This is a genomic window from Phyllobacterium sp. YR531 (genome assembly GCF_000282595.1).
Lineage (GTDB): Bacteria > Pseudomonadota > Alphaproteobacteria > Rhizobiales > Rhizobiaceae > Phyllobacterium.
On record NZ_AKIZ01000016.1, the window covers coordinates 331,426 to 345,040 of the forward strand.

Annotated in this window: 14 protein-coding genes; 10 read left to right on the top strand and 4 right to left on the bottom strand. The window is 51.8% G+C overall.

Going from position 1 to position 13,615, the window contains the following annotated elements; all coding sequences use genetic code 11:
* Positions 1 to 72 precede the first annotated feature (72 nt).
* From PMI41_RS08720 to PMI41_RS08760, 9 genes are all read left to right on the top strand, one after another.
* On the top strand, positions 73 to 960 hold the full coding sequence (locus PMI41_RS08720) for an N-acetylglucosamine kinase (RefSeq protein WP_008123848.1): 888 nt from the start codon (positions 73 to 75) through the stop codon (positions 958 to 960).
* Complete coding sequence (locus PMI41_RS08725) at positions 953 to 1,741, top strand: GntR family transcriptional regulator (protein WP_008123850.1); 789 nt, start codon at positions 953 to 955, stop codon at positions 1,739 to 1,741. Before PMI41_RS08720 ends, PMI41_RS08725 begins: the two co-directional genes overlap by 8 nt.
* Positions 1,738 to 2,766 carry an SIS domain-containing protein gene (locus PMI41_RS08730; RefSeq protein WP_244423915.1) on the top strand — a complete coding sequence of 343 codons (1,029 nt, stop codon included), beginning with the start codon at positions 1,738 to 1,740 and terminating at the stop codon, positions 2,764 to 2,766. The genes PMI41_RS08725 and PMI41_RS08730 overlap by 4 nt, the downstream gene beginning before the upstream one ends.
* Positions 2,763 to 3,923 (top strand): N-acetylglucosamine-6-phosphate deacetylase, encoded by a 1,161-nt coding sequence (gene nagA / locus PMI41_RS08735; RefSeq protein WP_008123854.1) that lies wholly within the window; start codon positions 2,763 to 2,765, stop codon positions 3,921 to 3,923. Before PMI41_RS08730 ends, nagA begins: the two co-directional genes overlap by 4 nt.
* A 51-nt stretch (positions 3,924 to 3,974) precedes the next feature.
* Positions 3,975 to 4,574 (top strand): bifunctional nicotinamidase/pyrazinamidase, encoded by a 600-nt coding sequence (gene pncA / locus PMI41_RS08740; RefSeq protein ID WP_008123856.1) that lies wholly within the window; start codon positions 3,975 to 3,977, stop codon positions 4,572 to 4,574.
* 150 nt (positions 4,575 to 4,724) lie between these two features.
* Complete coding sequence (gene ugpB, locus PMI41_RS08745) at positions 4,725 to 6,035, top strand: sn-glycerol-3-phosphate ABC transporter substrate-binding protein UgpB (RefSeq protein ID WP_008123858.1); 1,311 nt, start codon at positions 4,725 to 4,727, stop codon at positions 6,033 to 6,035.
* Positions 6,036 to 6,100: 65 nt separating this feature from the next.
* Complete coding sequence (gene ugpA / locus PMI41_RS08750; protein ID WP_008123861.1) at positions 6,101 to 6,991, top strand: sn-glycerol-3-phosphate ABC transporter permease UgpA; 891 nt, start codon at positions 6,101 to 6,103, stop codon at positions 6,989 to 6,991.
* 11 nt (positions 6,992 to 7,002) lie between these two features.
* Positions 7,003 to 7,851, top strand: coding sequence for a sn-glycerol-3-phosphate ABC transporter permease UgpE (ugpE, locus tag PMI41_RS08755; protein ID WP_008123863.1), 849 nt, complete (start codon positions 7,003 to 7,005; stop codon positions 7,849 to 7,851).
* Positions 7,852 to 7,855: 4 nt separating this feature from the next.
* Positions 7,856 to 8,926 carry a sn-glycerol-3-phosphate import ATP-binding protein UgpC gene (locus tag PMI41_RS08760; protein ID WP_008123865.1) on the top strand — a complete coding sequence of 357 codons (1,071 nt, stop codon included), beginning with the start codon at positions 7,856 to 7,858 and terminating at the stop codon, positions 8,924 to 8,926.
* Between the two features lie 50 nt (positions 8,927 to 8,976).
* Here the strand turns inward: PMI41_RS08760 and PMI41_RS08765 are convergent, their stop codons facing one another.
* From PMI41_RS08765 to PMI41_RS08780, 4 genes are all read right to left on the bottom strand, one after another.
* Positions 8,977 to 9,756 (bottom strand): MetQ/NlpA family ABC transporter substrate-binding protein, encoded by a 780-nt coding sequence (locus PMI41_RS08765; RefSeq protein WP_040854387.1) that lies wholly within the window; start codon positions 9,754 to 9,756, stop codon positions 8,977 to 8,979.
* A gap of 26 nt (positions 9,757 to 9,782) precedes the next feature.
* Positions 9,783 to 10,448 (bottom strand): methionine ABC transporter permease, encoded by a 666-nt coding sequence (locus PMI41_RS08770; RefSeq protein ID WP_008123869.1) that lies wholly within the window; start codon positions 10,446 to 10,448, stop codon positions 9,783 to 9,785.
* The gene (locus PMI41_RS08775) at positions 10,438 to 11,478 is read right to left on the bottom strand and encodes a methionine ABC transporter ATP-binding protein (protein ID WP_040854390.1); all 1,041 of its coding nucleotides are present in this window, start codon (positions 11,476 to 11,478) and stop codon (positions 10,438 to 10,440) included. The genes PMI41_RS08770 and PMI41_RS08775 overlap by 11 nt, the downstream gene beginning before the upstream one ends.
* A gap of 331 nt (positions 11,479 to 11,809) precedes the next feature.
* A complete protein-coding gene (locus PMI41_RS08780) occupies positions 11,810 to 12,910 on the bottom strand; it encodes an NADH:flavin oxidoreductase/NADH oxidase (protein WP_008123872.1) in 1,101 nt (366 codons plus the stop codon).
* Between the two features lie 85 nt (positions 12,911 to 12,995).
* Between PMI41_RS08780 and PMI41_RS08785 the strand changes: the two genes are divergently transcribed.
* Complete coding sequence (locus PMI41_RS08785) at positions 12,996 to 13,304, top strand: helix-turn-helix domain-containing protein (protein WP_008123875.1); 309 nt, start codon at positions 12,996 to 12,998, stop codon at positions 13,302 to 13,304.
* The last annotated feature ends 311 nt before the right edge of the window (positions 13,305 to 13,615 follow it).

Sequence of the window (13,615 nt, forward strand, 5' to 3'; positions counted from 1 at the left end):
TTTCAAAATGTGTAAATTAACGCTTGGCTATTGGTACTTTATTGGTATTCTATTTGTGGAGGGCAAATTGGCGTGACTTATCTCCTTGGAATCGATGGTGGTGGAACAGGTTGCAGAGCGGCATTGGCCGATCTGAGCGGCCGCATCCTCGGTGTCGGCAAGAGTGGCTCAGCCAATATCATGACCGATATGGAAACTGCCCGGCGTAACATTCTGAACGCAACTGAAGCGGCCCTGAAAGAAGCGGGTATCGCCAATTCGTCTATCAGTACGCTTTCAGCAGTCTTGGGATTGGCTGGCGCAAATGTTGGCGACAATGCTGCCAATTTGAAGGCTGCGCTGCCATTCAAGAATGCTGTTGTTTCTTCCGATGGCCTTATCGCACTTCAAGGTGCAATCGGGGACAATGACGGTACTGTGGTTATTCTCGGAACTGGCTCGGTTTTCATCACGCGGGATGGTGATGATGTACGCTATGCTGGCGGTTGGGGCTTCAAGGTCAGCGATCTGGGAGGCGGCGCACGTCTTGGTCGGCATTTGCTGGAACAGTCGTTGTTGGCGTATGATCGCTTTCAGCCTGCCTCACCTCTCACCGAGGCGGTGATGCTCCGCTTTGAAAACAACCCGCATAAAATTGTTCAATTTGCGCATTCGGCGAGCCCAAGTGATTTTGGGACCTTCGCGCCACTCATTTTCGAGTATGCCGCCAAAGACGATGCGGTCGCGCTTGCATTGTTGAGAACTGCGGTCGATCAAATTGAACAGGGGCTCGACGCGATCATGTCTGTTCGCCAGACGCGCCTATCCCTTTTGGGTGGGCTTGGTCCATTTTACGAAAAGCGGCTTTCACCTCGTTATCAAGGCAAGCTGCAAAAGCCATTGAATGATGCCCTCACCGGAGCAGTGCAGCTTGCGGTAAAAAACTTTGCTTTATCATCAGCGGAGTACACGCATGTCTGATGGGTTGATCGGCATACTCCCCACTCTGAATGACGGCTCAATTGCAGGGGGGCCTCTCTACGTAAAATTGCAGCGCCTGATCGAAAACGCAGTCATGGATGGCATGCTCAAGCCTGGCGATGCATTGCCTCCAGAACGCGAACTTGCGGCAATTGCCGATATTTCCCGTGTAACCGTCCGTAAGGCAGTACAGGGCCTCGTCAATGATGGCCTGCTTGTGCAACGCCATGGCTCCGGGACATTCGTCGCTCCACGCTCTGCCCGTGTTGAGCAATCATTGACACATCTGACTTCATTTACGGAAGATATGGCCCGGCGCGGCATGGTTGTCCGCTCGACATGGCTTGATCGCGGCATCTACGCGCCGTCACCGGAAGAAATGGTGACACTGGGTCTGACTTCAGGTGAGAGAGTCTCACGGATAAGCCGCCTGCGTGTTGCCAATGATACGCCTATGGCTATCGAAAGAGCCGCGTTATCCGTTCATGTATTGCCCAATCCGGAGTTGGTGACCCTGTCGCTTTATGCAGTGCTGGCTGCCAGCGGCAATCGTCCGGTTCGTGCCATACAGCGAATATCTGCAGCCATTTTGAAAGAGAATGACGCCAAACTGCTACAGGTCCCTGCCGGATCGGCCAGCCTGAACATTGAGCGAATTTCTTATCTGGAATCGGGAAAGGTCATTGAGTTTACCCGATCCATCTACCGCGCAGACGCCTATGAATTTGTCGCCGAGTTGAAACTTGGCGATAGTTCGGAAATATCAGGAGCAGTACTTTGAGCGAGACAACATTAATGCGGGAAGAAATCTTGTCCATTCCCGATGTGACAACACGATTTCTCGATAGCTCCCGTACTACCCTTGCAGCTGCTGGCGCAAAACTGCGTGAAAAAAATCCACCATTTCTTGCATCCATTGCACGCGGTTCATCGGACCATGTGACAGCTTTCCTCAAATACTCTAGTGAATTGACGGCGGGTATTCCTGTTGCATCACTCGGTCCATCGGTCGCCTCCATTTATCGCGTGACCCTGAAGCTTGGTAGCGCGGCCACGCTGTCTATTTCTCAATCCGGGAAGAGCCCTGATATTGTCAGCATGACAAAGGCAGCACGCGACAGCGGCGCACTGACGATTGCCATAACAAATGTCATTGATTCCGACCTTGCCAAAACAAGCGACCTGCCAATTGATATCCTTGCCGGTCCAGAGCGAAGCGTCGCCGCGACCAAATCCTTTGTCAGTTCTGCGGTAGCCGGACTTGCACTTATTGGACATTGGACCAATGACCAAAAACTACTTGCCGCTATCGACGCGCTTCCCGAGGCAATGGCCAAAGCGGTGAATTGTGATTGGTCACCTTTCGCTGCTGCATTGGAAAATGAGAACTCCCTCTTCATTCTTGGTCGTGGACCTTCCCTCGCTATTTCCAATGAGATTGCCTTGAAGTTCAAGGAAACCAGCGGAGTGCATGCAGAGTCTTACAGTGCTGCGGAAGTGATGCATGGACCTAAAGCAATTGTCGGCGCAGGCTTTCCTGTTCTGGTGCTCGCTGCCCGTGACGCCGCCGAGGCGTCACTTGTCGATGCGGCAGACCGCTTGGCTGAACAAGGCGCTGCGGTGTTCCTGACGTCAAACAAAACATCAAAAGCAACAGCCCTGCCCTTTGTTGCAACATCGCATCCACTGACCGATCCGCTCGCGCTGCTCGTTTCATTCTATGCATTTGTAGAAGGATTTGCACGCAGCCGCGGCCTGAATCCCGATGAGCCGCCGCACCTACGCAAAGTGACCGAGACCATATGAGCACCGTTTACGCAATTACCGGCGCGGTCATCTTTGATGGCGAAAATTGGCACAAGGACTCTGCACTGGTTGTAGAGCAGGGCATCGTCAAAAACATCGAGGCTGCAACCTCGCTATCGACGGATATTCGTCGCGTGCCAATGAATGGCGGCAAACTCGTGCCTGGATTCATCGACGTTCAGGTGAATGGCGGCGGCGGCGTATTGCTCAATGATGGGCCAAGTCTCGATGCAATTCGCACAATTTGCGATGCACATTTCGCATTTGGCACAACTGCTTTGCTGCCAACGCTGATCACCGATACGCCCGAAATCACTGCGGCGGCCATCGCTGCAGGTAAAGCAGCCGCTCAAGAAAAGGTTGCTGGTTTCATAGGGCTGCACCTTGAAGGTCCTCATCTTTCCGTAAGCCATAAAGGCACACACGATCCACAGCTGATCCGGCCGATGAATGATGCCGATTTGATAGCAATCATCGAAGCAGTTCAGGAAATTCCGGTACTGCTCACCACCGTCGCTCCCGAAACCGTACCTCCTGAAAAGATCAAGGCGATGGTCGATGCCGGTGTGATTGTCAGTCTCGGCCATAGCGGCGCTTCGTATGAAACAGCTCTGGCAGCCCGCGATGCCGGCGCATCGATGGTCACTCATTTGTTCAATGCGATGAGCCAGCTCGGCCATCGCAGTCCCGGTGTGGTTGGTGCAACTTTAGAATCGGGCGAACTGTCCGCAGGCTTGATTGCCGATGGGTTTCATGTCGACAAGGCTTCAATGGCTATTGCGCTGCGGGCAAAACGGGGACCTGCAAAGATATTTCTGGTGACTGATGCCATGTCCACCATAGGCACGGATATTACATCTTTCACGCTCAACGGCAGAACGATAACGCGCGCCGGTGGCCGCCTGACGCTCGATGACGGAACCTTGGCTGGTGCCGACCTCGATATGATTTCAGCAGTTCGCTTTGTGCATGAGGAATTGGAGCTGACACTGGATGAAGCACTGCGCATGGCCTCGCTTTATCCTGCACAGAGCATTCGCATAGACCACACTCACGGGCGTCTGTTGCCGGGTTATACAGCGAACATCGTGCATCTAACCGAAACCCTGGATGTGAACCACGTTTGGATAGATGGTAACGTCCACTATGCGCGTTGACGTCGAAGCGTGATTGGCAATAGACTCAGGCATTCTGCAGGAGACTTCATCATGGCCAAAGACGCACTAATCGTTATCGACGTTCAGAACGATTTTTGCGAAGGCGGGTCACTCGCTGTCTCTGGCGGCAATGAAATCGTTCCGATCATCAACAAGCTGATACTCCGCTTTGACAGAGTCATCCTTACGCAGGACTGGCACACACCCGCCCACTCAAGTTTTGCATCAAGCCATGACGGTAAAGCGCCGTTCGAAACTATCACGATGCCTTACGGTCAACAGACACTTTGGCCTGACCATTGCGTTCAGGGTACGGCAGGCGCCGATTTCCATCCTGATCTTCATCTAACGAAAGCCGAGCTGATTATTCGCAAAGGGTTTCGCCCGCACATCGACAGCTATTCGGCGTTTTATGAAAACGACCATGTCACGCCGACAGGTCTTGCCGGCTACTTGAGGGAGCGTGGCATAACCCACGTAACGTTTGCCGGGCTCGCTACAGACTTTTGCGTCGCTTATTCGGCCCTCGATGCGGTCAAACAGGGTTTCACTGCTGAAGTGCTGCTTGATGCATGTCGTGCAATCGATCTTGGAGGCTCCCTTGCGGCAATGACAACGAGAATGCGCAGAGCTGGCGTCACGCTGATTTGAAAAGTTAAAAAAATGAACAGCTGAGCATTTTTTCCACAGGGCTGGTCACCTATATTAGACTAAAGTCAAAAAACTGTTGTTTCTCTGTCACATAATGAGGATACTTAGCCCAAGCGCGCTAAAGACGACGCCTCATTATGGGAGATTGCAATGACTGTTCACGGCACTAAACTCACCGTCGCCCTCGGCATTTTATTGGCCTCATCAACCGCATCATTTGCCGTTACTGAAATCAGTTGGTGGCACGCAATGCCCGGCGCCAATGGCGAAGTGGTGCAGGAGCTGACCAAAGAGTTCAACGAAAGCCAGAGTGAATACAAAGTTGTGCCTGTGTTTAAAGGCACCTATCCAGAAGCGCTCAATGCAGGCATTGCCGCATTCCGTGCCAAACAAGCTCCTGACATCCTTCAGGTTTTTGACGCCGGTACCGGCGTAATGATGGGAGCTGAAGGCGCGATCAAACCGGTTGCCGACATCCTGTCGATGGGTGAAACGAAGTTTGACAAGAGCCTCTATCTGCCGGGTATCGTTTCCTATTATTCAAAACCAGACGGCACCATGCTGTCTTTCCCCTACAATAGCTCTTCACCAATCCTCTACTACAACAAGGATATCTTCAAGAAAGCTGGCTTGGATGAGAACACTCCTCCAAAGACCTGGCCTGAAGTTTGGGAAGCCGCAAAGAAGATCAAAACCAGCGGAGCTGCAAATTGCGGCTATACCACAGCTTGGTTGACCTGGATTCACACCGAGAATTACGCTGCGTGGAACGACATCACATGGGGCAGCAATGAGAACGGCATCGGTGGTGTCGATGTTGAACTGAAGATCAACTCACCTCTCTTTGTAAAACATTTTCAGGAATTGGCTGATCTCGCAAAGGACGGCACATTCCGTTACGGCGGACGCACGTCTGAAGCCAAACAACTATTCACATCTGGCGAATGCGGCATCTACAATGATTCATCGGGCGGCCTTGGTGACATCATCAAGTCCGGCATGAACTATGGCACCGGTCAGCTCCCCTATGAGCCGGAAGCCAAAAATGCGCCACAAAACACCATTCCGGGTGGTGCAAGTCTTTGGGTATTTGCTGGCAAGTCGGACGAGCAGTACAAGGGCGTTGCCGCCTTCTTCAACTTCCTGTCCAAGACAGAAATCCAGTCAAAGCTTCATCAGGTTTCTGGATATCTTCCTGTAACGCTGGCTGCTTATGAAGCTACAAAGAAGTCGGGATTCTACGAAAAGAACCCTGCCCGCGAGATTCCAATCAAGCAGATGATGGGCAAGGCTCCCACCGAAAACTCAAAGGGTGTTCGCCTCGTCAACCTGCCTCAGGTTCGCGACATCCAAAATGAGGAATATGAAAACATGCTCGCTGGCAAGCAGACTGCCCAACAGGCACTCGACAATGCCGTAGAGCGTGGCAATGCCGCTATCAAACAGGCCATCGGCCAATAATTTCCGTCAGGAATACCCGCCCGTATAATCTCGTACGGGCGGGCTTTGTTTAAAGCGAGGCATTCATGGCATCGTCAACGCGTGTCACTTTTCCAAACAAATTTCTGCCCTATCTGCTGCTGGCGCCGCAATTAGCGATCACCGCGATCTTTTTCTATTGGCCGGCTTCGCAGGCCATACAGCAATCGGTATTGCGGGAAGATCCATTTGGGCTGTCGACACAGTTTGTCGGACTGGGCAATTTCAAACGCGTTCTTAACGATCCAAATTATCTGAACTCACTTCAAGTGACCGTGATATTCTCCATCGCCACCGCCTTGATTGCCATGGCTTTTGCTCTGTTGCTGGCGGTGATGGCGGACAAGGTAATACGAGGCAAGGGTGTCTATCGCACATTGTTGATATGGCCATACGCGGTGGCGCCTGCCATTGCGGGCATGCTCTGGCTGTTTCTCTTCAATCCTTCAATGGGCACATTGGCCTATCTGCTGCGCTCAACCGGATATAACTGGGACCCGCTGCTCAATAGCGACCAAGCCATGTTACTCGTGGTTGCGGCAGCATCGTGGAAACAGATCAGCTACAATTTCCTGTTCTTCGTCGCCGGGTTGCAGGCTATCCCCAAATCGCTGATTGAAGCTGCGGCCATTGATGGCGCAGGGGAAATGAAGCGCTTCTGGACCATAGTTTTCCCACTCCTTGCACCCACGACATTCTTCCTGCTGGTCGTGAATACCGTTTATGCCTTCTTCGACACATTCGGGATCATCCACGCGGTTACAGGCGGTGGACCGGGCAAGGCCACGGAAACTCTGGTTTACAAGGTTTACAATGACGGCTTCGTCAATTTGATCCTCGGAGATTCGGCAGCTCAGTCCGTCATCCTGATGGTGATCGTCATCGCTATGACCGCGGTTCAATTCCGCTATGTCGAGCGCAAAGTTCATTACGGCTGAGGGAACGGATCATGATTCAAAACAATCCCATCGGCCGCATCATAGCCCACATCATTCTGATTATCGGCATTCTGATCGTTGCTTTCCCAATTTATTACACCTTCGTCGCTTCCACGCAGACCTTGCAGGACATTATTCGCCCACCACTATCGCTGTTGCCCGGAGGACATTTTTGGGAGAACTATTCCAGCGCTCTGTTTGGCGGTATCAGCAAGATCGGCGGTGTCGGTGTTGATCGTCTTTTGCTCAACACGCTGGTAATGGCGCTTGGCATTGCCATCGGCAAAATCATCATCTCCATACTCTCGGCATATGCGATTGTTTTCTTTCGCTTCCCGGGACGCATGTTCTTCTTCTGGTTTATATTCATAACGCTGATGCTGCCTGTCGAAGTGCGCATTCTGCCGACCTATAAAATCATGGTCGATCTAGGCCTTATCGATACCTATACGGGACTTATTCTTCCACTGATGGCTTCTGCAACCGCGACCCTGCTGTTCAGACAATTCTTCATGACTATACCGGGTGAGCTAGTGGAGGCTGCGCGCGTTGACGGCGCCGGACCGTGGCGGTTTTTCAAGGATATTCTCCTGCCACTTTCGAAAACCAATATCGCTGCGCTGTTCGTGATCCTCTTTATCTATGGCTGGACCCAATATCTCTGGCCGCTGCTCATGACCAACCGTAACGACATGGCGACCATCGTCATTGGTTTGCGAAAAATGATCGACTTCACAGACGCCAACACCCAATGGCATCTGGTGATGGTGACCTGCATTCTTGCCATCGTGCCCCCGATACTTGTCGTTGTTTTAATGCAACGCTGGTTTGTGCGCGGACTGGTTGAAACGGAGAAATGATATAATGGCAAGTGTAGAACTGACAGACGTCCGCAAGGTCTATGGAAGCTCCGTTGAGGCTGTAAAGGGCGTCAATATTTCCATCCATGATGGAGCGCTTTGTGTTCTTGTCGGCCCTTCAGGCTGCGGAAAGTCCACCTTATTGCGGATGATCGCCGGACTGGAATCGATCACGGACGGCACCGTCAAAATCGACACGACAGTTGTCAACAATCTCGGCCCCGCTGAGCGCGACATTGCCATGGTCTTTCAGAACTATGCGCTTTATCCGCATATGAAGGTTTATGATAATATGGCTTACGGGCTGCGTAATCGCGGCATGCCCAAGCAAGAGATCGACAAGCGTGTTAGAGACGCCGCACAAATCCTTGAATTGACTCAGCTTCTGGAACGGCGCCCCAAAGAACTGTCTGGCGGTCAACGCCAGCGCGTTGCCATGGGACGCGCTATCGTTCGCAGCCCCAAGGTTTTTCTGTTCGACGAACCTTTATCCAATCTGGATGCAAAGCTGCGTGGCCAGATGCGGGTTGAGATTAAAAACCTGCAGCGCCAGCTCGGCGTCACAAGTGTCTATGTGACCCACGACCAACTGGAAGCGATGACGCTGGCTGATATTCTTGTCGTCATGAATGGCGGCGTCGTGGAACAGATTGGCGCGCCGCTCGACATATATGAGAAACCTGCAAGCACATTCGTTGCAAGCTTCATTGGCGCGCCACCTATGAACCTTGTTCCTGTTACTGCTGATGGTTCCGGACTTGTCCTAAAAGATGGTACGCGTATTGGTGCGCAAGGTCTTGCGGTTCCAGCATCGGGGGCAATTATCGGTTTCCGTCCTGAAGATTTGGAAGTATCGGCTGGCACCAATACACATGTCGGCGGATTGGCGCTCGATTTGAAGGTGCTTGGTGTCGAACCTGTCGGCGCCGAAAGTTATGTTTACGGCATCATTGGCGGGGAGCGTGTCGTCGTGCGCGTCGCTGGTCGCTCTACATCTCAAACAGACGATCATCTGCGGGTAATCGTACCGAAGGAAAAGCTGCATCTCTTCAACGACGCAGGCAAGCGGATATAATAAAAAAACCTCCCCACCGGGGAGGTTTTTTATTTGGCAGACGACACTGATTACCAGCTTGGAACAGCGGCGCCCTTGTATTTGTCCAAGATGAACTGCTTAACCGGTTCCGAGTGATAGGACTCGATCAATGTCTTTACCCAAGGCTTGTCCTTATCGGCTGTGCGGACAGCGATCAGGTTGATGTAAGGAGCCTTCTCGCCCTCTTTCAGGATTGTATCCTTCATTGGGTCAAGGCCAGCTTCAAGCGCATAATTTGTGTTGATGGCAGCCGCATCAACATCGTCGATTGAACGTGGCAACTGTGCCGCATCAAGTTCAACAAATTTGAAATTCTTGGTGTTTTCTGTCACATCAGCAGGCGTGACTTTCAGGCCAACGCCGTCCTTCAGTTTGATTGCACCCTTATCGGCAAGAATAAGCAGTGCACGACCGCCATTGGTCGGATCATTCGGAATGGCTATGGTAGCACCGTCTGCCAACTCATCGAAACTCTTCACTTTTTTCGAATAGATGCCCATCGGAAAATTCACCGTGTAGGCAACATCAACGAGATCGAACTTTCGGTCTGCAATCTGGTTGTCGAGGTATGGCTTGTGCTGAAACGAGTTTGCGTCAAGCTCCCCGTCATTCAGCGCTTGATTTGGCACAACGTAATCCGAGAATTCCAAAATCTCGATATCAAGACCCTTTGGCTTGGCAACTTCTGCCACCTTCTCAAGAATCTGAGCATGTTCGCCCGGCGTCACACCGATCTTTATTGTTTCGGCCAGAGCCGCAGTCGCGCTTAAGCTCACTGCCAAGGCGGCGACGCCAAGTATCTTTTTCAGCATTTTGTACTCCTGTTTGAGAATGATTATTTGGGTCGATTACGCTTGTCGAACTGGCGGGCCAATCTGTCACCGGCGCTCTGCACAAGTTGAACCAGAATAATGAGCACCAGCACCACGATAGCCATGACGTCCGGCATGAAACGTTGATAGCCGTAGCGGATTCCAAGGTCACCCAAACCACCGCCGCCGATGGCGCCGACCATGGCTGCGTAGCCAATGAGGCTGACAATGGTGAGCGTCAACGCGGAGGCGATACCGGGGCGTGCTTCAGCAAGCAAGACTTTGAAAACAATCTGCATGGGGCTCGCACCCATGGCCCGTGCAGCCTCGGTCAACCCGGGGTCAACCTCGCGAATTGCAGTTTCAACCAATCGGGCAACAAAAGGTATCGTGGCAATGGTTAGCGGTACAATTGCCGCTGTCGTGCCGATGGATGTACCGGCAACAGCCCTCGTAAATGGAATGATTGCCACCACAAGAATAATAAAAGGCGTGGAGCGTGTCGCATTTACAATCAGCCCCAGCACTTTGTTCACTGAAGGAGCCGGGAAAAGTTCTCCGCGTTCACTCGTCGCCAGAAACACGCCCAGCGGAATACCGAACAGGGAGCCTATCAGACCAGCCACCGCAACCATATAAAGCGTCTGGCCGGTTGCCTTGATCAAAAGCGCCAGAATATCAGCGGACATAGCCAAGTACCTCCGAGGAAAGACCATGGTCTGCGAGGAAGCCCCGCGCCCGATCTACCTTCTCTGCTTCTGCCAACAGAGAGACAACAAGCATTCCAAATGGCCTGCCCGCGATCTCGTCAACTGCACCGGCCATAATGTTCACTTCAATACCAAGATCACTGCCAAGCCGAGCAAGCATGGGCTCCGTTGCGTTTTCGCCTTTGAAAACCACCCGCAAAATTGTCCGCGAGCCAGCTACCGGGTTCTTTGTCATGCGGGTTGTAAGGAATTCCGGCAGATGCATTCCCGACAGGCCGCCCAGAAGCGCCCGCGTCGTTTCATGCTTATGTGCGGTGAACACATCGAATGTTGGCCCTTGCTCAACGATACGTCCTCCATCGATAACAGCCACGTGGTCGGCAATCGTCTTGATCACTTCCATTTCGTGAGTAATGAGTAGAACGGTAAGCCCAAGGTCACGATTGATTTTCTGCAAAAGCGCCAGGATCGAGCGGGTGGTTTCCGGATCAAGCGCAGATGTTGCCTCATCCGAGAGTAGCAATTTTGGCTCTGTCGCCAATGCGCGTGCGATGCCAATACGCTGTTTCTGACCGCCAGAAAGCTCCGACGGGTAACGATTACGCTTGTCGGAAAGCCCAACCAGTTCAAGCAGAGGTGTAACCCTCTTCTCAATCGTGGCCTTATCAACCCCAGCGATCTCCAGAGGCAGTGCGATATTATCAAAGGCAGTTCTGGACGATAGAAGGTTGAAGTGTTGGAAAATCATACCGATTGACCGGCGCACGGAGCGCAGGCTCTTTTCATCCAGCCCGGCCACATCAGTACCATCAACCAAAACCTTGCCGGATGTCGGCTTTTCCAGACCGTTGACCAGCCGGATCAGTGTTGATTTGCCCGCACCGGAGCGGCCGATAATACCGGTGACAGAGCCGCGCGGGACAACCAGACCAACCTCATCAAGCGCAACGACTTCTGCTCCGCCTGTACCCGCGCCAAAGCGCTTGGATACGTCCTGAAATTCAACCATAGGAATGGTTTTGCCGGCTGCCGGTCGCGATTCAGTTCGGCTTTCTGCGAGTGTTTTTACAACTGCCATATTCATCTGCGGTGCTCACACAACCGCCCTGTTGCCTGTTTGCGACCGTCTATATAGACCATCTGCAACTTTCGATAGACTTTGACGACAGACATGAACATTTCAGCTTTGGATTGTTGATGGCAGCAATCTGCCCGTTGCCATCAACATAGGTGAGGCTCCTCACAGCCGACACGCAATATATTTCTCAATCACAGCAATAATCGGAACCCTGTTCTAAAGATTCGTATTAGTGAAAGAGTTTATCCCTCAAGTTCGCCAATCATGCTGCAGTGCGATATCGCTCCAGCCAGTGAGCATACGGCGCTGGCAATATCCAGGATGCCTTTTCAACACCCAGTTCCTTCGCCGCCCTATATGGCCAGTGTGGCTCATCAAGCAATGGACGTCCAAGCATGACAAGATCTACTGAGCCGTCCTCTATCAGACCCTCGGCCTGCTGAGGTGTGCTGATATACCATGAGGTTGAAGCTGGGAGACCGGTTTCACTTCTTACTCTTCCAGCGATTGGACCCAAAAACGCGGGACCCCATGGGATATTCGCTTTGCCGGTCGAGAAACCCATGCTGACATCGATGAAGTCCAATCCATCGGCTTTAAGCAGTTTGATCAGTTCGATCGCCTCGCCTAGTGTTTCCTCGTCCTCACCATCAAATTCGATCACGCCGAGGCGCATCGTCAAAGGCAAGTTTTGCGGCCATACGGCACGCACTGCTTGCAGTGTTTCGCGAAGAAAGCGTGTGCGGTTTTCAAAGCTGCCGCCATATTCATCTGTGCGCTGATTTGAGTGTTTGGAAAGGAAGCTTTGGGCAAGATAACCATGCGCGAAATGCAATTCCAGCCATTCGAAACCAGCGGATAGAGCGCGCTTTGCGCTGTCTACAAAAGCCTGTTTGACGCGTGCAATATCTGCCTTTGTCATTTCACGAGGAACCTTCGGCAAACCACCCCCATAGGCAATTGCTGATGGTGCGATGATCTCCCAGCCGCGAGAATCGTCGGCAGCAATGTGGTCATCACCTTCCCATGGTCGATTTGCGCTTGCCTTGCGTCCTGCATGGCCAATCTGAATACCCGCGACAGCACCGGCGGCCTTGATTGTCTTTACGGCCTTGGCAAGTTCAGTAGCTTGCTCATCATTCCAAAGTCCCGAACAGGCTGGCGTAATGCGTCCTTCAGGTGAAACCGCCGTTGCCTCAACAATTACGAGGCCAGCCCCTCCTCTGGCCAATCCCCCCAAATGAACATGGTGCCATTCGTTGATCACACCATCATTGGCTGAATACTGGCACATTGGCGAAACCGCTATACGATTGCGCAGAGTTACGTCCTTCAAGGTGAAAGGGTCAAAAAGAGTTGTCATACATTTTCTCCAAACAGTTATTGTTCGCTTGTTCGATATTATTCGAACAATAGCAATACACAAAAACTTGTGCTAGTGGTATTTCATGAGACAGTTTGTGCACCCCTCCGCATCAGATATTCGAATAGAGTCGGTTCTTCATGCCCTGAGCGATCCAGTGCGACTTTCAATTGTCCGGCAACTGGCACAGGAAGGTGAAGCGACCTGCGCCGCACTTGATGGCGGTCGTCCAAAATCCAGCATGTCTCATCATTTTCGCATTTTGCGTGAGTCGGGAATCGTGAAAACACGAAACGAAGGCACGTCACACATGAACGAGCTGCGCTCTGCGGATTTGGATCAGGTTTTTCCGGGTTTACTGACCGCGATACTTAATGCCGCACCAAACCTGTGAAGCGTCAAAGCCATTGATTGCGCTTATCGAATGACGAGCCGGCCACGCCGTATAGCGACCGGCTCATTTAAAGATGTCGAACAAGGGTGAATTGTATAAAACCTATACTTCAAGAAAATAGTATAGAATACTACAGACATGAAATCACTTCATTGAAGCTGATGTTTGCAGTAACCAGAATAACTCGACTCAAAAATATGTTGCGCTTGACATCTAAGTTCAATTATCTAGATTTTTCCAACTTAAAGACATTGGTAACTAATATAGAGAATGCAAAGTATTTTAACGAATACAGAACTCAAAACAGCTAA

Excerpts from the sequence above, each read along its gene's own strand:
- PMI41_RS08725 (WP_008123850.1), top strand. The coding sequence starts at position 953 with ATGTCTGATGGGTTGATCGGCATACTCCCCACTCTGAATGACGGCTCA.
- nagA (WP_008123854.1), top strand. The coding sequence starts at position 2,763 with ATGAGCACCGTTTACGCAATTACCGGCGCGGTCATCTTTGATGGCGAA.
- pncA (WP_008123856.1), top strand. The coding sequence starts at position 3,975 with ATGGCCAAAGACGCACTAATCGTTATCGACGTTCAGAACGATTTTTGC.
- ugpB (WP_008123858.1), top strand. The coding sequence starts at position 4,725 with ATGACTGTTCACGGCACTAAACTCACCGTCGCCCTCGGCATTTTATTG.
- ugpA (WP_008123861.1), top strand. The coding sequence starts at position 6,101 with ATGGCATCGTCAACGCGTGTCACTTTTCCAAACAAATTTCTGCCCTAT.
- ugpE (WP_008123863.1), top strand. The coding sequence starts at position 7,003 with ATGATTCAAAACAATCCCATCGGCCGCATCATAGCCCACATCATTCTG.
- PMI41_RS08760 (WP_008123865.1), top strand. The coding sequence starts at position 7,856 with ATGGCAAGTGTAGAACTGACAGACGTCCGCAAGGTCTATGGAAGCTCC.
- PMI41_RS08770 (WP_008123869.1), bottom strand. The coding sequence starts at position 10,448 with ATGTCCGCTGATATTCTGGCGCTTTTGATCAAGGCAACCGGCCAGACG.
- PMI41_RS08775 (WP_040854390.1), bottom strand. The coding sequence starts at position 11,478 with ATGGTTGAATTTCAGGACGTATCCAAGCGCTTTGGCGCGGGTACAGGC.
- PMI41_RS08780 (WP_008123872.1), bottom strand. The coding sequence starts at position 12,910 with ATGACAACTCTTTTTGACCCTTTCACCTTGAAGGACGTAACTCTGCGC.
- PMI41_RS08785 (WP_008123875.1), top strand. The coding sequence starts at position 12,996 with ATGAGACAGTTTGTGCACCCCTCCGCATCAGATATTCGAATAGAGTCG.